This window comes from Acidovorax sp. GW101-3H11, assembly GCF_001633105.1.
Lineage (GTDB): Bacteria > Pseudomonadota > Gammaproteobacteria > Burkholderiales > Burkholderiaceae_C > Acidovorax.
The window spans coordinates 1-19054 of sequence record NZ_LUKZ01000036.1 but is presented as its reverse complement, the minus strand read 5'-3'; the positions used below and the strand labels follow the sequence as shown (position 1 = coordinate 19054).

Annotated in this window: 17 protein-coding genes; 3 read left to right on the top strand and 14 right to left on the bottom strand. The window is 66.6% G+C overall.

Annotation, left to right across the window (positions count from 1 at the left end; all coding sequences use genetic code 11):
- Positions 1 to 3: 3 nt before the first annotated feature.
- The 14 genes from bamB to surE form a co-directional block, all read right to left on the bottom strand.
- Positions 4 to 1170 (bottom strand): outer membrane protein assembly factor BamB, encoded by a 1167-nt coding sequence (gene bamB / locus A1D30_RS23940; protein WP_063463236.1) that lies wholly within the window; start codon positions 1168 to 1170, stop codon positions 4 to 6.
- Between the two features lie 4 nt (positions 1171 to 1174).
- Positions 1175 to 1861 (bottom strand): tetratricopeptide repeat protein, encoded by a 687-nt coding sequence (locus tag A1D30_RS23935; protein ID WP_063463235.1) that lies wholly within the window; start codon positions 1859 to 1861, stop codon positions 1175 to 1177.
- Between the two features lie 26 nt (positions 1862 to 1887).
- Entirely contained in the window at positions 1888 to 3183 is a 1296-nt protein-coding gene (gene hisS, locus A1D30_RS23930) for a histidine--tRNA ligase (RefSeq protein WP_063463245.1), read from the bottom strand.
- A 121-nt stretch (positions 3184 to 3304) separates the two neighbouring features.
- A complete protein-coding gene (ispG, locus tag A1D30_RS23925) occupies positions 3305 to 4573 on the bottom strand; it encodes a flavodoxin-dependent (E)-4-hydroxy-3-methylbut-2-enyl-diphosphate synthase (RefSeq protein WP_063463234.1) in 1269 nt (422 codons plus the stop codon).
- Between the two features lies 1 nt (position 4574).
- On the bottom strand, positions 4575 to 5504 hold the full coding sequence (locus tag A1D30_RS23920) for a helix-turn-helix domain-containing protein (RefSeq protein WP_063463233.1): 930 nt from the start codon (positions 5502 to 5504) through the stop codon (positions 4575 to 4577).
- Positions 5497 to 6330 (bottom strand): type IV pilus biogenesis/stability protein PilW, encoded by an 834-nt coding sequence (gene pilW, locus A1D30_RS23915; protein WP_063463232.1) that lies wholly within the window; start codon positions 6328 to 6330, stop codon positions 5497 to 5499. Before pilW ends, A1D30_RS23920 begins: the two co-directional genes overlap by 8 nt.
- Positions 6331 to 6366: 36 nt before the next feature.
- Positions 6367 to 7479, bottom strand: coding sequence for a 23S rRNA (adenine(2503)-C(2))-methyltransferase RlmN (rlmN, locus tag A1D30_RS23910; RefSeq protein WP_063463231.1), 1113 nt, complete (start codon positions 7477 to 7479; stop codon positions 6367 to 6369).
- Positions 7480 to 7566: 87 nt separating this feature from the next.
- The gene (gene ndk / locus A1D30_RS23905) at positions 7567 to 7992 is read right to left on the bottom strand and encodes a nucleoside-diphosphate kinase (RefSeq protein ID WP_063463230.1); all 426 of its coding nucleotides are present in this window, start codon (positions 7990 to 7992) and stop codon (positions 7567 to 7569) included.
- A gap of 89 nt (positions 7993 to 8081) precedes the next feature.
- Positions 8082 to 9674 (bottom strand): pseudouridine synthase, encoded by a 1593-nt coding sequence (locus A1D30_RS23900; RefSeq protein WP_063463229.1) that lies wholly within the window; start codon positions 9672 to 9674, stop codon positions 8082 to 8084.
- On the bottom strand, positions 9674 to 10468 hold the full coding sequence (scpB, locus tag A1D30_RS23895; RefSeq protein WP_063463228.1) for an SMC-Scp complex subunit ScpB: 795 nt from the start codon (positions 10466 to 10468) through the stop codon (positions 9674 to 9676). The genes A1D30_RS23900 and scpB overlap by 1 nt, the downstream gene beginning before the upstream one ends.
- A gap of 150 nt (positions 10469 to 10618) precedes the next feature.
- On the bottom strand, positions 10619 to 11662 hold the full coding sequence (locus A1D30_RS23890) for an RluA family pseudouridine synthase (RefSeq protein WP_063463227.1): 1044 nt from the start codon (positions 11660 to 11662) through the stop codon (positions 10619 to 10621).
- Between the two features lie 5 nt (positions 11663 to 11667).
- Entirely contained in the window at positions 11668 to 12582 is a 915-nt protein-coding gene (locus A1D30_RS23885; protein WP_063463226.1) for a peptidoglycan DD-metalloendopeptidase family protein, read from the bottom strand.
- A gap of 12 nt (positions 12583 to 12594) precedes the next feature.
- Entirely contained in the window at positions 12595 to 13383 is a 789-nt protein-coding gene (locus A1D30_RS23880) for a protein-L-isoaspartate(D-aspartate) O-methyltransferase (protein WP_063463244.1), read from the bottom strand.
- Positions 13383 to 14177, bottom strand: coding sequence for a 5'/3'-nucleotidase SurE (surE, locus tag A1D30_RS23875; RefSeq protein ID WP_063463225.1), 795 nt, complete (start codon positions 14175 to 14177; stop codon positions 13383 to 13385). Before surE ends, A1D30_RS23880 begins: the two co-directional genes overlap by 1 nt.
- Before the next feature lie 150 nt (positions 14178 to 14327).
- On the opposite strand from surE, the gene A1D30_RS23870 reads away from it, so the two are divergent.
- The 3 genes from A1D30_RS23870 to A1D30_RS23860 all read left to right on the top strand — a co-directional run bounded on the left by A1D30_RS23870 (position 14328) and on the right by A1D30_RS23860 (position 18775).
- Positions 14328 to 15302, top strand: a complete 975-nt coding sequence (locus A1D30_RS23870) for an NADPH:quinone oxidoreductase family protein (RefSeq protein WP_063463224.1) — start codon at positions 14328 to 14330, stop codon at positions 15300 to 15302.
- A 136-nt stretch (positions 15303 to 15438) separates the two neighbouring features.
- Positions 15439 to 16971 carry a GGDEF domain-containing protein gene (locus A1D30_RS23865; RefSeq protein WP_063463223.1) on the top strand — a complete coding sequence of 511 codons (1533 nt, stop codon included), beginning with the start codon at positions 15439 to 15441 and terminating at the stop codon, positions 16969 to 16971.
- A 217-nt stretch (positions 16972 to 17188) separates the two neighbouring features.
- Positions 17189 to 18775: an alkaline phosphatase D family protein gene (locus A1D30_RS23860; protein WP_063463222.1), complete on the top strand. Its 1587-nt coding sequence runs from the start codon at positions 17189 to 17191 to the stop codon at positions 18773 to 18775.
- Positions 18776 to 19054: the final 279 nt, after the last annotated feature.

Below are 19054 nucleotides of genomic sequence, written 5' to 3'. Positions count from 1 at the left end.
CGATCAATCTGGACGGAATCCGTAAATACTGCCGTTGCGGGTCACAACCACCAAAGTGTCTGCAGCCACAGCAGGTGCTGCCGCAATGCCGGACCCGTCCGTGGCAATGCGGTTGAGGGGTGCGCCGTCGGTGCGGGACAACAAGTGAACCAACCCGGTGTCGTCACCAATCACCACAGAGCGCCCCAGCAACAGCGGCGCGGTCAGCTTGCGGTGCTTGAGCCGATCAATACCCCACAGGCGCGAGCCGTCGCTGCGGCGCCAGGCGACCACGGTGCCATTGCTTTCGACACCAAACAGCGCATCCGCGTCGCCATGCACACCTTCGGCGCCGCTGGCAGGCTGCGTCCAGGCCACGGAGCCCCGGGCCGTGTTCACACAGCCCACCGCTGCCTGGAACGAGCGCGCGCACACGCTGTCGCCCACCTTGCTGGTGCGCCCGACCAACTCGACCAGGCGCTCCACATCATTTGTGCCCCGTGCACTGGCCAAAGGCGCTTCCCAGCGCACGCTGCCATTGTCAGGGTTCAGCCCCACCAGGCGGCCCGACAGGCCCACCACCAGGGTGTCCCCCACGGCAAGCAGAACGCCGGCCTGGCGCAGCACGAGAGGCTCACCAGGGCGCTGCTGCGCCCACAGGCGCCGCCCCGTGGTGGCGTCGTAGGCAGAAACCGAACGGTCTGCCGACAAAACAAACACGCGCCCGCCCGCCACCAGGGGGGGCGTAAAGACCTGGGCAGCCAGGGTTTCGCGCCAGCGCTCGCGGCCAGCCTCCAGCACAATCAGTGCGTTGCTGCGCGAGACCACGGCAGCCGATTTGCCATCGCTGCCCACAGCCGCCGACAGCGGCTCGCCCAGCGCCGTGCGCCAGACATCCCCACCGGTACGGGCATCAATGGCTGCGACCACTCCGTCGGAGGACGCCACGGTGACCACATTGCCCAGGGTATGCACATCCAGGGGCAGGCCCGCAACGTTGCCCACGCGGGCCGTCCAGGCCTGCCGGACACCCAGAACGGCGACATTTGCGCCGAGGTCAGCAGGGGCAGGCTTTGCGCTGCCACCACCGCTCCACAACGAGCAGCCCGCCAGCGACGCGACCAACACCACCAACGCGGTGCCACGCAGGAAAGAAGAGCGGCCAGACACCGCATGTGGAGTCAATGTCATGTGTTTACTTGGTTTGCACGGAAGATGGGACAGCCGCCACGGTCGCAGCCTGCGGCGACACACCCAGCGCGTTCAGCTTGATCTCTACCAGGCGGCGGTATTCAACGCTTTCTTCGAAGCCCTTGTAGGCCTTGGTGTACTCGGCAATGGCCTCCTGGCGCTTGTCCTGCAGGATCAGCACGTCGCCCTTGCGGTCTGCGGCGACCGACGCGAACTCAGGCGGGAAGCTGCCGGACACCTGCTTGAGGGCCTCGTCGTAGTTCTTCTGGTCCATCAGCACGCTGGCCAGGCGCAACTTGGCCAATGCCTTGAGACCGTCGTCCGACGATTGTTCCGCCACCCAGCCCAGCGCATCCTTGGCCGCATCGGCGTTGCCGGTATCCTGCATGGCCTTGGCAAAGGTCAACCCGGCCTGGCCCGCCTGGGTGGTGCTGCCGTACTTGGACTTGAGGTCGCCAAAAGCCTGTTCCAGGCGCGTCTTGTCGCCCGATCGGGCAGCCACATCCACCGCATCGAAAAGCGCCGCCGCCTGGGTGGCCTGGCGGTTCTGCCAATACTGGTAACCGTTCCACGCGGCCGCACTGCCTGCCACCACCAGCACCACCGAACTGATCAGCGTGCCCCAGGTATTCCAAAAATGCTTGAGCTGGTCAAGCTGCTCTTGTTCTTCAAGATCGAGATGATTGGCCATAAAAAATCAGCGGTTCTGTATTCGGATTAAGCGACGGATTGTAGGGTGGCGGCCCATTGCGCCACATCGGCCAGGGCGTGCTCGGCCTGTGCACCGCTGCCGTCGCGCAAGGCCTTGACGGTGACCTGGCCGCGCGCCAGTTCGTCCTCGCCAAAGATGAGCGCATGGCGCGCGCCGCTGGCGTCGGCCTTTTTGAACTGTGACTTCATGCTGCCCGCCCCTTCGGCGCCACCAGCGTGCTGCACCACGTTCAGCCCTGAAGTGCGCAGAGCCTCCAGCGCAACGATGACGGGGGGCAGCGGCGTGCCAGGCGGCACGATGGCATAGACATCCGCCGCAGCCGATGGCATGGGCAGGTCCAGCTCATCGGCCAGCAGCAGCAGGCGCTCGATGCCCAGGCCAAAGCCCACGGCAGGCGCGCCCTTGCCGCCCAGCTGTTCGATCAGGCCGTCGTAGCGGCCACCGCCACACACGGTGCCTTGCGAACCGAGCTGGTCGGTCACCCACTCGAACACGGTCAGGTTGTAATAGTCCATGCCGCGCACCAGGCGCGGGTTCACGCGGTATTCAAGCCCCACGGCCTCCAGCGCGGCGCGCACGGCGTCAAAGTGGGCACGCGATGCGTCGCCCAGAAAGTCCATGAGCTTCGGCGCCGCCTCGATCAGGGCCTGCATCGCGGGGTTCTTGCTGTCCAGGATGCGCAGCGGGTTGCTGTGCAGACGGCGACGGGCTTCTTCATCGAGCTGGTCCTGGTGCTGCTCGAAGTAGCGGATCAATGCCTCGCGGTGCTCACGGCGCTCGGCAGGCTGGCCCAGGCTGTTGATTTCAAGCCGCACATGCTGGCCTTCCACCAGACCCAGCTCGCGCCACAGCGCGCGGGCGACCAGGATGATTTCTGCATCCACATCTGGCCCGCCAAAGCCCAGCGCTTCCACATCCAGCTGGTTGAACTGGCGGTAGCGGCCTTTTTGCGGGCGCTCGTGGCGGAACATGGGGCCCTGCGTCCACACGCGCAGCGGGCCGTTGTAGAGCGCGTTGTGCTCGACCATGGCGCGCACGATGCCCGCCGTGGCCTCGGGGCGCAGGGTGAGCTTGTCGCCGTTCATCGAGTCGGTGAAGGAGTACATCTCCTTTTCGACGATGTCCGTCACCTCGCCCAGCCCGCGCACGAACAGCGCCGTGGGTTCGACGATGGGGGTCAGCAGGTACTGGTAGCCGTAACGGGCAAGCACCTTGCGCACTGCGGCCTCGAACCACTGCCAGCGTGCCGATGTCGGCAGCTTCTCGGTGCGGGGCACCGAGGCGGGCAGGATATCGTTCATGCCTTTGACGGCGCTCAGCTTCTGCACTTTGCTCACTGCGGTATTTTCCTGGTATTTTTTGAAACAAATCAGGCCCTACCGCCTGATAGATATACGTTGATAGCTATTATTTTTATAGCAATCAATGGCGGCCGTAGCGGCGCTCGACATACTGCTCGACGAGGGCATGGAACTCTTCCGCAATGCGCTCGCCGCGCAGCGTCAGGGCCTTTTCACCATCGATGAACACCGGTGCGGCCGGGGCCTCGCCCGTGCCGGGCAAGCTGATGCCGATGTCGGCATGTTTGCTCTCGCCGGGGCCGTTGACGATGCAGCCCATCACGGCCACCTTCATGCCCTCCACCCCCGGATAGCGCACACGCCACGCGGGCATTTGTGCGCGCAGGTAGTCGTCGATCTGCTTGGCCAGCTCCTGGAACGTGGTGCTGGTGGTGCGGCCACAGCCCGGGCAGGCCGTGACGCTGGGCACGAACACGCGCAGCCCCAGCGATTGCAGGATCTCGGACGCCACCACCACTTCCTGCGTGCGCGCCTCGCCGGGCTGGGGCGTGAGCGACACACGGATGGTGTCGCCAATGCCTTCTTGCAGCAGGACGCCCAGCGCCGTGCTGGACGCCACCGTCCCCTTGGTGCCCATGCCCGCCTCGGTCAGGCCCAGGTGCAGCGCGTAGTCGCAGCGGCGGGCCAGTTCGCGGTAGACGGCGATCAGGTCCTGCACGCCACTGACCTTGCACGACAGGATGATCTGGTCACCGTTCAGGCCCATGGATTCAGCCAGCCGTGCCGACTCGATGGCCGACGTGATCAGCGCCTCGTACATCACCTGGCGCGCCTCCCAGGGCTGGGCGCGCTGGCTGTTGGCGTCCATCAGGCTGGCAAGCAGCTCCTGGTCCAGACTGCCCCAATTCACACCGATGCGCACGGCCTTGTCCCAGCGCATGGCGGCCTCGATCATCTGGCCGAACTGCTTGTCCTTCTTATCGCCCTTGCCCACATTGCCGGGGTTGATCCGGTACTTGGAGAGCGCCTGCGCACAGTCGGGGAACTCGGTCAGCAGACGGTGTCCGTTGTAGTGGAAGTCCCCCACCAGCGGCACGCTCTCGCCCATCCTGTCCAGCTGTTCGCGGATGTAGGGCACGGCAGCGGCGGCTTCGGGGGTATTGACCGTGATGCGGACAAATTCAGAACCGGCCTGGGCCAGCTCCTTGACCTGGATCGCGGTGCCGATGGCATCCACCGTGTCGGTGTTGGTCATGGACTGCACGCGCACCGGCGCATCGCCGCCCACGGTCACGATCCGCGAGCCCCAGGTCACTTTTGCCTGGCGCGAACGGCGGGGCAAAGGGGCAGCGACCGCCACGGGGCCAAAATCACGCAAAGGGTTCTGCACGCTACTTCACCTCAAAACGAGCGACGTTGTCGCGCGACACGGCGATCAGGTCGAACGGCTTGCCACGCACCGTCACCTCCGTCGCATCGGCACGCCCCACAACCACTGCCAGTGGGGGCTGGGCCGATACCGACACGGACTCCCCCGCAGCCAGGTTGCGCTGCAAGGCCAGAGCGCCGGAGGCATCTTTCACCTGCACCCAGGATTCACTGCGCGCGCGCAGCACCAGCGTGCCCGCCGGTGCGTCGGCCGCAGGCGCTGGGGCACTGGCCACCAGGGCCGGTGCTGACGCAGGGGCGGCAGCGGTTGCGGGCGCTGCCGTGGCCGCTGCGGACAAGGCCGGGGCGGCCACCAAAGCGGGTGCGGGTGCAGCTACTGCAGGCGCAGGGGCGGGCTGCGAAGGCCGCTCAGCCGCTGGCGCATCTGCCGCCCCGGTCGGCACAGCATCTGGGGCCGAAGAAGGTTCAGGAGCAGTCGCTGGACTGGGGGCAGTGCGGTCCTCACCCCGGGGGAAGAAGTACAGGGCCAGAGCCCCCACCAGCAAGGCCAGCACCACGAACCCCACAGACCGCGAAGCGGACCCGTTCCCGGAGAACGATGAAGAGGTCACCGTGGATTTGCCCACGCTGCCCTTTACCGGGGCGTTGATCCCGGCGCTGTCTGCCGCCAGACTGGGACTCGGACTTTGGGGCAACAAGGCCAGCACGGGCGCCGCGTCCACCTTGAGCACGCGGCACACGCTGGAGGCCAGGGCCCGCACAAACACGGTATCGGGCAGCACCGTAAAGTTGTCAGCCTCCAGGGCCTCCAGCTTGCTGACCGGCACTTTCAGCGCCACGGCCAGGGCCGCAATGTGCATTCCAGATGCCTGGCGGGCCTCCCTCAGCAAACCACCCGCCGTCAAACCACCACTCTCCACAACCTCACTCATTGAAAGCCCCGCGTTCGTAAGCACCCAACTCCCGCGAATCCGGGAACCGCTTGCGCAACTGGCCAGCCAGTTGCCGCATTGCCACGGAGTCGCCCAAGGCGCGCTCCACCTTGATGCCCAGCCACAACGATTCGGCGTTGGCAAGCTCGCTGTTGTTAAGGCGCCGGATATAAAACTGCGCCCGTGTCAGCTCGTTGCGCCGCAGCAGCAGCGAGGACAGCTGGTATGCCACCACCGGATTGGCAGCATCCATCTCATAAGCCTTCAGAAACGACTGTTCCGCCTCCGCAAGCTGGCCCACCCGGGACTGGCACAGACCGCGCGCCATCAGGGTCTTGCCACGCGCCATGTAGGTGGGGTTGGCAATGGCGCGACCAAAATACTGGTCTGCGTCCGCATACTTTTGCTGCTGGCACAACAACCAGCCGTAGTTGTGCAACAGGTTGGCATCGTTGCCCCGCAACGCCAGGGCGCGGCGGAAGCTGTCGTCTGCCTGCGCCAGGTCGTTCAAGCGCATGAAGATCAGGCCACGCAGGTTCAACGCATCGGCATAGGAAGGGTCTGCGGCAAGCGACTGCTTGACTTCGTCCAGGGCCACCGCTGTCTGGCCCAACTCGAAGTAGTTGGCTGCGAGTTCCAGCCGGATACGGGCACGGCGCCGGGCTTCGGACTCATCGGAGGGCGTCACCAGATCTGCCTCTGATTCACGCAAGGCCGCCGCGTTGTTGGCCGCACACCCCTGGAGTGCCGCGATGCAAACCAATGCACTGCATGCCGTGAGTGTCCAGCGGCCAAAATGCTGCCAGCGTCCAACCAATCCCGCCATGTAGAGCCTCCTTGAAGTTTGCCGATCGCCTGCTGATCAAGTCACCGGTTTGAGCACGATTGTGCGCTGCTTTGCCATGCGCTCCGCAGCGCGGGTGCGGTCTTTCACATCGCCCGCCAACTGCCCGCAGGCCGCGTCGATGTCATCGCCCCGGGTCTTGCGCACGGTCGTGACAATACCGGCATCGCTCAAGACCTTGGAAAAGGCAAGGACCTGATTCTGCGCTGACCGCAAGAGCCCTGACGCGGGGAACGGATTGAAAGGAATCAGATTGAATTTGCAGCGCACCCCAGAGCGCTTGACCAGCTCGATGAGTTGCTGCGCATGCTCCAGCTGGTCGTTGACGCCATCCAGCATGCAGTATTCAAAGGTGATGAAGTCGCGAGGCGCATGGGCAAGATACCGGCCACAGGCCTCCAGCAACTCCTGGATCGGGTACTTGCGATTGAGCGGCACCAGGTTGTCGCGCAAGGGATCGTTCGGCGCGTGCAGGGACACCGCCAAAGCCACAGGGCAGTCCTGCGAGAGCCGGTCCATCATGGGCACAACACCCGATGTGGACACCGTCACCCGGCGGCGCGACAGGCCATAGCCATGGTCGTCCAGCATCACACGCAGGGCGGGCACTAGGGCAGCGTAGTTTTGCAGCGGCTCGCCCATGCCCATCATGACCACGTTGGAGATCACGCGGTCTTCAGTGTTCAAGCGCTTGCGCAGGGAATGCTCGGCAAACCACAGCTGGGCCAGGATCTCGCCCGTGGTCAGGTTGCGGCTGAAGCCCTGGTGCCCCGTGGAGCAAAAGCGGCAGCCCACGGCACAACCGGCTTGTGAGGACACGCAGAGCGTGCCCCGGTCATCCTCGGGGATGAACACGGCCTCGACCGCATTGCCATCCCCCACATCAAACAGCCACTTCACCGTGCCGTCTGAAGACACATGTTCAGAGACAACAGGCAGGGCCTCGACCTTGGCACACCCCTTGAGCTTGTCGCGCAAGGCCTTGGCCAGGTCGCTCATGGCGTCGAAGTTGCTCGCGCCACGCTGGTGGATCCAGCGGAACAGCTGGGTCGCACGAAAACGTTTCTCGCCGAGCTGCTCGCAAAAGGCTGCGAGGCCGTCGAGGTCAAATTCCAGCAGGTTGGTGGTCATTGCGCCGCCCTCCCGGAGGGCCGGGCGCAACCGTCCCCATGGCGCAGACATCCCACGGTTGCGGGAACAGGCATGGGGATCACCATATCAACGCGAGTAGATGTTCAGGCCGGGGAAGAAGAAAGCCACTTCCACAGCAGCCGTTTCAGCAGCGTCAGAGCCGTGCACGGCGTTGGCGTCGATGCTGTCAGCGAAGTCAGCGCGGATGGTGCCGGCTTCTGCCTTCTTGGGGTCGGTGGCGCCCATCAGTTCGCGGTTCTTCAGAATCGCGTTTTCGCCTTCCAGGGCCTGGATCATCACGGGGCCGGAGATCATGAAGTCCACCAGGTCCTTGAAGAAAGGACGCTCTTTGTGCACGCCGTAGAACTGCTCGGCTTCCAGGCGCGACAGGTGCACCATGCGGGCAGCCACGACCTTGAGGCCAGCGGCTTCAAAACGGGCGTAGATCTGGCCGATGACGTTCTTGGCCACTGCGTCGGGCTTGATGATGGAGAGAGTGCGTTCGATAGCCATGTTGATTTTCCTGAATGAATAATGTTGCCGTGATTCGTTTGTCCACCGGACAAAGCCCTCGATTCTAACCGTGGAAGCCTGGCCGCAGATTAACGGCCACCACCGCGCCGGGGGCCGCCACCGCCGGGTCGGCGTTTGTCCTGGCGGTGCCGAGAGAGGCTGTCCACCCCGATGTACCCCACCGAGGTTTTCATCGGATCGGGTTGGGCCGCACCGCGCTGGCGATCGCCACCCGCAGCATTGTTGCCCCGCGCGCCCTGCCCTTGCCCGCCGCCGTCACGCCGAGGCTTCTGGCCACGGGGGCCCGCACCGCCACCGCCCTGGGACATGTCCCGGCGGGGGCCATCCCCGCCCCGAGGGCCGCCACGGCCCCGGTTGCCCGCATTGCCGCTGCCGCCACGTCCGCCAGCCGCCGGGCCCGCTTCTGCACGGCCTTCGGCCGATTCAGCACGCCCCGCGCCCGCCGCCTGGATGAGCGCCCGGATATCGCTGTCGTCCAGCTCCAGCCAAGCTCCCCGCTTGAGGCCACGGGGCAGCACCATGGCGCCGTAACGGATGCGGATGAGGCGGCTCACGGCATGCCCCACCGACTCCATCATGCGGCGCACTTCACGGTTGCGGCCTTCGGAGATCGTGACCCGGTACCAGCAGTTGGAACCCTCACCGCCGCCGTCTTCGATGGAGCCAAACGACGCCATGCCGTCATCCAGGCGCACGCCGTCCAGCAGTTTCTGTTTTTCTTCGTTGCTGAGCGCGCCCAGCACCCGAACGGCGTACTCACGCTCCAGTCCAAAACGGGGGTGCATGAGCTTGTTGGCCAGCTCACCCGAGCTGGTGAACAGCAGCAGCCCTTCGGTGTTCAGATCCAGCCGCCCCACGGACTGCCACTTGCCCTGCATCAGCCGGGGCAGCTTGCGGAAAACCGTCGGCCGGTTCTGGGGGTCGTCATGGGTCACCACCTCGCCCACTGGCTTGTGGTACGCGATCACCCGCGCTGGCGGCGGGTCGATGCGGTAGCGGATGGGCTTGCCATTGACCTTGACCTGGTCGCCGAACTGGATGCGCTGGCCGATATGGGCCGGCTCATTGTTCACCGAGATGCGCCCTTCCAGGATGAGCTGCTCCATCTCCAGACGCGAGCCCAGCCCTGCCTGGGCCAACACCTTGTGCAGCTTGGGCGTTTCCACCTGGGGCAGCAGCACCCGCTTGGCGGGCGCCACATCTGCCGACGCGTCATCCTGGTCGAAACGGCCCGAGATCACGTCCTCGAACTGATAACCCTCCACCGCCGGTGCGGGCTTGCGCTTGTCACGCCCTCCCCCATCCGCACGGGGCGAGCGCCCCCGCTGGTCCGCAGGGGGTGGGCCCTTGCGCTCCCCACGCGGTGCGACGCCATCGACCCCGGGCGCCTGAAAACCGGCCGCTGCGGGCTCTGCAGCCACCGCCAGGTCAGCACCAGCAGGCACCTCGACCGGGATCGAGTGCTCTGCAAACACCTCCGCTGTGGGGCTCACAGCAGCCGCGCCGGAGTCCACCGCCACCACTTCGGCCACCTCGGCAGAAACCGGCGCAGCCTTCTTGCGCGGCGCGCGCTTGGCCGCAGGCTTCTTTGCGGCAGGAGCCATGTCGGCAGCGTCAGCCTCGGGCGTTGCGCCCGAATTGTCGGGGGTCGAATCGTTCATCAAGTGTTTCCCTGGACACCGCCCGGGGCATCCGTATCCATATGGTCGCCACGGAGATCCATCTCCGTGTCGTTAAAAAAATCGTCCACCAGCGGTGGGCTCACGCTTTCCGCGACGGCAGGGGCGGACTGCGGCGGCAGCTCCGCCGCTGACTCCACAGCCACCACCTCGGGTTCTGGCTCTGATTCTGGTTCTGATACCGGCCCCAACATCGGCTCCAGCTCCGGCTCGATCACACTCTGGGCTGCAGCAGCCATGGCCTCCAGCACATTCGCATTGCCGGTGGGGTCGTCCAAAACTGGCAACTGGTCCAGCGACTGCAGGCCCATGTCATCCAGAAACTGGCGGGTGGTCGCAAACAGCGCAGGACGGCCCACGGTTTCCCGGTGCCCGATGACCTCGACCCAGCCCCGGTCCTCCAACTGCTTGATGATCAGGCTGTTGACGGTGACGCCACGGATGTCCTCGATGTCGCCCCGTGTCACCGGCTGGCGATACGCAATGATGGCCAGCGTTTCCATGGTGGCCCGCGTGTAGCGCGGGGGTTTTTCGGGGTGCAGCCGGTCGAGATACTCCCGCATCTCGGGGCGGCTCTGAAAACGCCAGCCCGTGGCCACTTGCACCAGTTCCACCCCGCGCTGTGCCCAATCCTGCTGCAGCTCCTGCAGCAGCAGCTTGAGCGTGTCAGACCCCAGCGCATCATTGAAAAGTACCCGCAGCTCGCGCACAGGCACAGGCTGCTGCGCGCAGATCAGCGCAGTTTCGAGGACCCTTTTGGCATCCACCGTGTTCATGGTTCAGCGATTCCTGGAAAAGTGCCACGCGTTGCAACGGGTGTCACATCAACAGCAGGGGGCAATCAAAATGGCGCGCAGTGCAAGGACGTTGACGCGACGCAGGGGCCCGGCGGGATTCCGTCTTCAGGCAGGGGGCCGATCAGGCCATCAGGGCGCATTGTAGCCCAGGCCCCAGGAAGACAGTGCCTGCCGCATGTCCTCGGGGGCCTGCGCCTGGAACTCCAGCGCCTTGCCCGTTACCGGGTGCACAAAGGCCAGGCGGTAGGCGTGCAGTGCCTGGCGCTGCATGGCCCCCAAGGGCGCACCGCCATACAGGGTGTCGCCCACCAGGGGGTGCTTGAGCGATGCCATGTGCACCCGGATCTGGTGGGTCCGCCCCGTGTGCAAGGTGCATTGCACCCAGCAGCCCTGGTCGGTCCCGTCCAAACACAGGACGTCGGTGCGGGCAGATTTGCCCGCATGCAAGGCCAGGTCCACCACCGCCATGCGCAACCGGTTGCGCGGGTCGCGCCCGATGGGTGCATCGACCGAACGACTCTTGGGCCCTGTCCAGGCACCCTGCGCCAGGGCGAGGTACTGGCGCTTGACCTTGCGCTCGGCGATCAAAGCCACCAGCGCGTCCATGGTGGCGCGGTTCCGCGCCACCACCATGAGACCGCTGGTGTCCTTGTCCAGCCGGTGCACGATGCCAGCACGGGGAACCAGCAGGGCCCTCTCATCCCGGGCCAGCAAGCCATTGAGCAGGGTGCCGCTCCAGTTGCCTGGCGCCGGGTGCACTACCAAGCCTGCGGGTTTGTTCACGACCAGAAGGTGCTCGTCTTCATACACCACGTCAATGGCCATGGGCTCGGGGCGGAACGCCTGGCTTTGCAGCGTAGGCCGCATCTCCAGCGCGAGCTGATCACCCGCCTTGACGCGGGTGGACGCCTTGAGCACGGGCTTGCCATTGAGGCTGACCAGCCCCTGCCCCAGCAACTGCTGCAGGTAGCTGCGAGAGAACTCCGGAACCAGGTCTGCGAGCGCCTTGTCGAGCCGCGCGGCATGCTGCGGCGCGGCCACCAGCATGTGGCGCATTTCGCTGCTGGCCTCGACCAGCGCTTCCGACTCCTCGGCGAGCAGCAGGTCGTCGCCCGCTTCAGCAGGCACCCCGACCGCGCTGCCATCGCCGCTCTGCGGCAGCCCGGCCACCATGGGGATCAACGCGCTGGCAGGTAGCGCGAAGGGTCCACCGGCTTGCCCTGTCGGCGGATTTCAAAGTGCAGCTTGACGCGGTCTGCATCGGTGTTGCCCATCTCGGCAATCTTCTGGCCCTTGCGCACGGCCTGGTCTTCCTTGACCAGCAGCGACTGGTTGTGGGCATAGGCCGTGAGGAAGGTGTTGTTGTGCTTCAGGATCACCAGGTTGCCATAGCCGCGCAGGCCTGCACCGGCGTAGACCACGCGGCCATCGGCGGCAGCCAGCACGGGTTCGCCCGCCTTGCCGGCAATGTCGAAGCCCTTGTTGCGCGCCTCGTCAAAGCCCGCGATCAGCGAGCCCGACGCGGGCCAGATAAAGGCGATGTCGTCCTCCCCCGCAGGCGCAGCGGCTGGCGCTGGCGTCGCAGGAGCCACAGCCACCACGGTGCCAGAGGCCACCGAAGCGGGCGGCTTGGGGGTGCTGGCAGCCGATGCGGCCGGTGCGGGCGCCACGGTGGACGAGGTCACAGGCCGTGTCACCACGCCATTGTCAGACGCCACAGCCGTGGCTGCCACAACGGCCGTGGGAGGCGCCACGCGCAGCACCTGGCCCACTTCGATGAGGTTGGCATTGTCGAGGTTGTTCCAGCGGGCGAGGTCTTTCCAGCTTTGGCCGGACTCCAGCCCGATGCGAATCAGGGTATCCCCAGGCTTGACCGTGTAATAACCCGGCTTGCCCGCATTCTCTGCCCCGGGCAAGGGCTTGATGGGGGTGCCCACCACCACGCCAGGCTGGCCAGGCTGCGCGGGCGCAGAGGATGTGGAGGTGCCCCGATCTTCCACAGGAGCCTTGTTCAGGCGGGTGCCACAGCCGGAGAGCACCAGCCCCGCCATTGCCACGGTAAACCCCACCACAAGACCACGCGATACGAACATAAGCAATTCCCTTTAGGCAATCCCCGATTTTAGAGGGACAAAATGCACCGGCTCGAGCACGTTTTGTTTCAATCCGTGCGGGGTTTTGTCGATCACCAGCAACATCTGCTGCCCGCCCGACAACGCCATGGGCGCCACCAGCCGCCCGCCCACCGCCAGTTGATCGCACCAGGCCTGGGGCACGGCATCGCCGCCAGCGGCGGCAATGATGGCGGCATAGGGCGCCCCCTTGGCATAGCCCAGCATGCCGTCGCCAAACAGCAGATGGACGTTAGCCAGCCGGAACGGGCGCAGGTTGTCGCGGGCCCGGTCGTGCAGGCCGCGCAGCCGCTCCAGCGTGTAGACCTCCCGGACCAGCAGGCTCAGCACCGCCGCCTGGTAACCGCAGCCGGTGCCGACCTCCAGCACCCGGCCCAGGCCGCCCGCGCGCGCGCCCTCGGCGCCCAGCAGCAATTCGCACATGCGTGCCACCACGCTGGGTTTGGAAATGGTCTGGCCCAGCCCGATGGGCAGGCTGGTGTCTTCATAGGCCTGGTTGACCAGGGCACTGTCTACAAACCGGTGGCGCTCCACTGCACCCATGGCCTGCAGCACCGATGCAGAGGTGATACCGCCCGCCGCCAGCTTTTGCACCATGCGGGTGCGGACCGCCGAGGAGTCGAGCCCCACGCCCACCGGCGCAGCCACCACTGGCTTGCGCGCCGCCAACGCCGAAGCCGGTGCCAACACCTGCGCCACCGGCTTGGCGCCAGCGTTGCCCGTGCCCGGCAGACGGGCCGGAAACCCAGGGCGGCGCTGCATCACACGCCCGGGGCGGCAGCCGCCCCCGCTCCAGCGGCCCATCGGGACGCCGTCTGCGCCCAGGCGCCCAGGCTGTCGTGATCGGTCAGGTCCACCTTCAGCGGCGTGATGGACACATGGCCCTGCGCCGTGGCATGAAAATCCGTGCCCTCGGCGTCGTCTTTGGCAGCACCCGCCCCGCCAATCCAGTACATCACCTCGCCGCGCGGGCTTTCCTGCACGATGACGCGCTCAGCCGCATGGCGGCGCCCCAGTCGACACCACTTGGCGGGCCGCAGCGCATCCAGCGGCATGTTGGGGATGTTCACATTCAGCAGCCAGGGGGTCTCGGTCACCAAGCCCTGGTTGCGCATCTGCGCCACGATCTCCCGGGCCTTGGCGGCGGCGGCTTCCAGCTCGCCCCAGCCCTTGTCCACCTGCGAGAACGCAATGGCCGGAATGCCGAACAGATAGCCCTCCATCGCCGCACCCACGGTGCCCGAATAGATGGTGTCGTCGCCCATGTTGGCGCCATTGTTGATGCCGGACACCACCAGGTCGGGCCGGTAACCCAGCAGCCCGGTCAGCGCGATGTGCACGCAGTCGGCTGGCGTGCCATTGACGTACCGAAAACCGTTGGACGCCTTGTGGACATACAGCGGCGAATGCAGGGTCAGCGCGTTCGACTTGGCGCTGTTGTTGTGCTCGGGCGCGACCACCTCCACCTCCACGCCCTCCAGGGTCTTGAGCGCGTCATGCAGGGCCACGATGCCCGGGGCCTGGTAGCCATCGTCGTTGGAAATCAGAATTTTCATGGTTGCAGCAGAGGTTGCAACGGATTGTAGGTGGGGCGCCCCATGCGCGCGCTACCCGGGCAAGGGGCAGGCGGGCCCGTCGCTCGTGGGACAACGGCCCCCATGCACCCCGGCCTATCATGCGCCCCAACATTGACAGGAGACTTTTCCATGCACGCTTGGCTTTGCACCAACCCCGTCGGCGTTGACGCCCTGACCTGGACCGAACTGCCCACCCCCACACCCAAGGCGGGCGAGGTGCTCATCGAGATCAAGGCCGCCAGCCTGAACTTCCCCGACCTGCTGATCGTGCAGAACAAGTACCAGATGAAGCCGCCGCTGCCCTTTGTGCCGGGCTCTGAATACGCAGGCGTGGTGGCGGCCGTGGGCGACGGCGTCACGCACCTCAAGGTCGGCCAGAACGTGGCCTGCCTGTCGGGCACAGGCGGCTTCGGCACGCACACCATTGCTCCCGCAGCCCTGTGTATGCCGCTGCCCGACGGCTTCTCGCATGTCGATGCCGCCGCCTTCATCATGATCTACGCCACCTCGTACCACGCGCTGGTGGACCGCGCCCAGCTCAAGGCGGGCGAGACGGTGCTGGTGCTGGGCGCCGCAGGCGGCGTGGGCACCTCGGCCATCCAGATCGCCAAGGCCATGGGCGCGCGCGTGATCGCCGCCGCATCGAGCGACGAAAAATGCGCGCTGTGCACCTCCATTGGTGCCGACGCCACCATCAACTACAGCAAGGACAACCTGCGCGATGCCATCAAGGCGCTCACCGATGGCAAAGGCCCCGATGTGATCTATGACCCCGTGGGCGGCGACTTTGCCGAGCCCGCGTTCCGCTCCATCGCCTGGCGTGGCCGCTACCTGGTGGTGGGGTTTGCCTCGGGCCCCATCCCCGCGCTGCCGTTCAACCTGGCGTTGCTCAAGGGCGCGTCCATCGTGGGCGTGTTCTGGGGCGACTTCGCCAAGCGAGAGCCCAAGGCCAACGCCGCCATGATGGGCGAGCTGGCGCAGTGGTATGCCCAGGGCAAGGTCAAGCCCGTGATCGACCGCACCATGCCCATGGCCGAGCTGCCCGCCGCCTACGCCCACATGGGCTCGCGCGGCGTGATGGGCAAGCTGGTGATGGTGAACTGAGCTCGCCTTGGCCCCCGGGCAGGCGGCGCCTGGCGGCGCCCGCAGGCGCCTGCATGGGCACGCGCCCCTACCCCAAAAAGCCGCGCCCTGTGTCACACTTGCGCACCCCCGCCCCTCCTGACACTGGTGCCCACCCATGGCCGACCGCCTCCCCTCCGAGATCGCGCGCGAGACACTCAAACAGCTGGCGGCCCGCCGGTTGCAACCCACCCCCGACCACTACCTGGCGCTGTACGACGAAATTGCGGGCACCCGCAGCCCGCAGCCCTTCCCCGAAGGGCCGCTGAGCGGCATCCAGCGGGTGCTGCCCGCCCAGACACCGGCCCAGAAGCGCCTGCTCACCCAGTTTGAGCGGGCCATCATCACCAAGGACTGGACCTCGCTGCAAAGCGTGATGGTGGGCTATGCCAACCTGGGCCTGCACCCCGCTGCCGCCACCCCCATCGAAACCGCCGATGCGCCCACCGTGCTGGGCGAGCTGCCGCCCGAGCTGGCCGAGACCCTGGCGCGCCTCATCGACAACACCCTGCCTGCGCTGGGCGAGGACGACGCCCGCGTGATCGAGATGGCCAAGCAGCTCGTCACCTTCCTGCGCGAGCCTTCGCCCCCCGTGGCCACGGCGCAGCTCATGCTGGGCAACTTCACCTACCGGCTGTCGTTTGCCACCGAAGACCAGGCCGCCATCCGCACCAGCCTGCTGGAGCTGCTGCACATGATCTTCGAGAACATTGCGGTGCTCAGCGTGGACGACCGCTGGCTGCACGGCCAGGCCGAGGCGCTGATGACCGCCTCCACCCCGCCGCTCACCCTGCGCAGGCTCGACGATGTGCAGCGCCGCCTCAAGGACGTGATCTTCAAGCAGACCGAGGCCAAGGCCCGCACGCTCGAAGCGCAGGAGCAGATGAAGGACATGCTCGCCACCTTCATCGAGCGGCTGGCCAAGATCACCGCCTCCAGCACCAGCTACCAGGGCACCATGGAGCGCTGTGCCGACCTCATCGGCAAAGCCACCACGCTGCAGGACATCGCCCCCGTGCTGCAAGAGGTGATGAGCGCCACCCGCGCCATGGCCCTGGACAGCCGCGTGACCCACGACGAACTGCAGGACCTGCGCGAGCGCACCGAGGCCAAGCGCGCCGAGGTGGCCAAGCTGCAGGAAGAACTCGACCGCGCCAGCGCCCAGGCCCGCCACGACCCGCTCACCGGCAGCCTCAACCGCAAGGGCCTGGACGAGGCCATGGAGCGCGAGATCGCCCGCGCCCGCCGCCTGGGCTCGTCGCTGTGCCTGGCGCTGCTGGACGTGGACAACTTCAAGACCATCAACGACCGCCTGGGCCACGCGGGTGGCGACGCGGCCCTGGTGCACCTGGCCCATGTCACGCGCGAGGTGATGCGGCCGCAAGACCTGCTGGCGCGCTACGGCGGCGAGGAATTCGTCATCGTGCTGCCCGACACCAACGTGGACAGCGGCGTGGCCGCCATGACGCGGCTGCAGCGCGAACTGACCACCCGCTTCTTTTTGCAAGGCAGCGAGAAGGTGCTCATCACCTTCAGCGCAGGCGTGGCCCAGCTGGGCGACAGCGAAACCAGCACCGACGCCATCGTGCGCGCCGACCAGGCCATGTACCTGGCCAAACGCTCGGGGAAGAACCGGGTGATGGCGGCGTAGTGGCTCCCCCTGTGTCGCCTTCGGCGCCTTCCCCCAAAGGGGGACGCCACCCGTGGCCTGGCAAAGCCAGCTCCACGGTGGCACTGGCCTGGGGCGCGCCGGTATCGACGGGCAGTAGACAAGGCAGGTGACGGGATGCTCAAGACTCGCCAATAAGACTCGCCAATCCCGAAACAGCTGCGCGTGAAACGGCTCAACACCTGAATACCAGCGACCCATGGACCGCCGCGCCTTTTTGCAAAACGCCGCCTGCGCGGCCACCGCATCCACCCTCCCCCGCTGGGCGTGGAGCAACCCGCCCGCGCTGCAAAGCAACCCCTTTGCGCTGGGCATCGCCAGCGGCGACCCCACGCCCGATGGCGTGGTGCTCTGGACCCGCCTGGTGCTGGCGCAGCCCGCACAGATGCAAGCCACCCACACCGTGCGGTGGGAGGTGGCGCACGACGCGCGTTTTGCGCAGATCGTGCAAAAGGGCGAAGCCCCCGCGCTGCCGCAGCTGGGCCACAGCGTGCATGTGGAGCTGCGCGGCCTGCAGCCTGCGCGCTGGTACCACTACCGCTTCATGCTGGGCGATGCGGTGAGCACCGAGGGCCGCACGCGCACCGCGCCTGCAGCGGGCGATATGCCAGATGCGCTGCGCATCGCCTTTGCGTCCTGCCAGCGGTGGGAGCACGGCCACTACGCCGCATGGCGCCATCTGGCCGCAGAGCAGCCGGACCTGGTGCTGTTTCTGGGCGACTACATCTACGAATACGCCACGCCCAAGAACACCAGCGACCTGGCGCGCACCCACAGCCTGCGCCTGGCCACCACCCTGGCCGACTACCGCGACCGCTACGCGCTGCACAAAAGCGACCCCGCGCTGCAAGCCGCCCACGCCGCCTGCCCCTGGTCCGTGACCTGGGACGACCACGAGGTGCAGAACGACTACGCCGCCAGCGCGGGCCAGGCAGGCCGGGGCGATGCCACCAGCTTCCTGGCGCAGCGCGGCGCCGCCTGGCAGGCCTTTTACGAAAACATGCCCCTGCGCGCCGCCAGCCTCAACCGCCCCTTCCCCGACACCCGGTGGGACGCACTGCAGGTCTACCGCCGCCTGCGCTGGGGTCGGCTCGCGCACATTCACCTGCTGGACAGCCGCCAATACCGCAGCTGGCAGGCCTGCCGCGCGCCAGACTCCGGCAGCGCAGGCGCCGTGCGCGGCAACAGCTGCGCCGACCTGGCCGACCCCACCCGCAGCCTGCTGGGCACCGCGCAAGAGCAATGGCTGGGCACTGGCCTGGCCGCCGACGCCGCCGCGTCCAACGCCACGCAAGACGCCACCCGCTGGAGCGTGATCGCGCAGCAAACCCTGTTTTCGCCCCGCCACTACCCCTCGGGCACGGTAACCACCGACAACTGGGACGGCTACCCCGCCGCCCGCGCGCGCCTGCTGCAGGCCGTGGCCCAGCACAAGCCACGCAACACCGTGCTGCTGGGCGGCGACATCCACCAGAACTACGTCTGCCGCGTGCACGCCAACGCCGATCGCCCCGACTCACCCGTCATCGCCAGCGAGTTCTGCGGCACCTCCATCAGCTCCCGCTCGGGCACCACCCAAGACAAGGTGGACGCCGTGGTGCGCCACAACCCGCACGTGCTGCTGGCCCGCTGCGACCTGCGCGGCTACGGCCTGGCCCACATCACGCCCACCCAGTGGACCACCACCCTGCGCGTGCTCGACGACCCCCTGCGTGCCGACAGCGGCGCCAGCACGCTCGCCCGCTTTGTCGTCCAGGACGGCCGCGCGGGGCCCGTGGCCGCATAGGTAGCAGACCAGAGGCGGCAGGCCGCACGCCGCCTGTGCCACGCCGCAGTGCTCGGCGGCGCCTTCGCAGGCGTATTTGCTACATATTTGATAGCTTAAAAGACATACCCATAGCGCGGTAACGGCCAAAAAAACGGCTCTCTTCCGTTTCGGGTGGAACACTACAGTACAAATAAACCCATTGACACCCCCCGAACAGGAGCCCTCCCCATGCAAGAAGCGTTGTTCTGCCAGGCATAGGAGCCCTCCCCATGCAAGAAGCGTTGTTCTGCCAGGCAT

What these genes read in the sequence shown, in the direction of transcription:
- bamB (WP_063463236.1), bottom strand. Translation starts at nt 1,170, where the DNA reads ATGACATTGACTCCACATGCGGTGTCTGGCCGCTCTTCTTTCCTGCGT.
- A1D30_RS23935 (WP_063463235.1), bottom strand. Translation starts at nt 1,861, where the DNA reads ATGGCCAATCATCTCGATCTTGAAGAACAAGAGCAGCTTGACCAGCTC.
- hisS (WP_063463245.1), bottom strand. Translation starts at nt 3,183, where the DNA reads ATGAACGATATCCTGCCCGCCTCGGTGCCCCGCACCGAGAAGCTGCCG.
- A1D30_RS23920 (WP_063463233.1), bottom strand. Translation starts at nt 5,504, where the DNA reads ATGAGTGAGGTTGTGGAGAGTGGTGGTTTGACGGCGGGTGGTTTGCTG.
- pilW (WP_063463232.1), bottom strand. Translation starts at nt 6,330, where the DNA reads ATGGCGGGATTGGTTGGACGCTGGCAGCATTTTGGCCGCTGGACACTC.
- rlmN (WP_063463231.1), bottom strand. Translation starts at nt 7,479, where the DNA reads ATGACCACCAACCTGCTGGAATTTGACCTCGACGGCCTCGCAGCCTTT.
- ndk (WP_063463230.1), bottom strand. Translation starts at nt 7,992, where the DNA reads ATGGCTATCGAACGCACTCTCTCCATCATCAAGCCCGACGCAGTGGCC.
- A1D30_RS23900 (WP_063463229.1), bottom strand. Translation starts at nt 9,674, where the DNA reads ATGAACGATTCGACCCCCGACAATTCGGGCGCAACGCCCGAGGCTGAC.
- scpB (WP_063463228.1), bottom strand. Translation starts at nt 10,468, where the DNA reads ATGAACACGGTGGATGCCAAAAGGGTCCTCGAAACTGCGCTGATCTGC.
- A1D30_RS23890 (WP_063463227.1), bottom strand. Translation starts at nt 11,662, where the DNA reads ATGGTGGCCGGGCTGCCGCAGAGCGGCGATGGCAGCGCGGTCGGGGTG.
- A1D30_RS23885 (WP_063463226.1), bottom strand. Translation starts at nt 12,582, where the DNA reads ATGTTCGTATCGCGTGGTCTTGTGGTGGGGTTTACCGTGGCAATGGCG.
- A1D30_RS23880 (WP_063463244.1), bottom strand. Translation starts at nt 13,383, where the DNA reads ATGCAGCGCCGCCCTGGGTTTCCGGCCCGTCTGCCGGGCACGGGCAAC.
- surE (WP_063463225.1), bottom strand. Translation starts at nt 14,177, where the DNA reads ATGAAAATTCTGATTTCCAACGACGATGGCTACCAGGCCCCGGGCATC.
- A1D30_RS23870 (WP_063463224.1), top strand. Translation starts at nt 14,328, where the DNA reads ATGCACGCTTGGCTTTGCACCAACCCCGTCGGCGTTGACGCCCTGACC.
- A1D30_RS23865 (WP_063463223.1), top strand. Translation starts at nt 15,439, where the DNA reads ATGGCCGACCGCCTCCCCTCCGAGATCGCGCGCGAGACACTCAAACAG.
- A1D30_RS23860 (WP_063463222.1), top strand. Translation starts at nt 17,189, where the DNA reads ATGGACCGCCGCGCCTTTTTGCAAAACGCCGCCTGCGCGGCCACCGCA.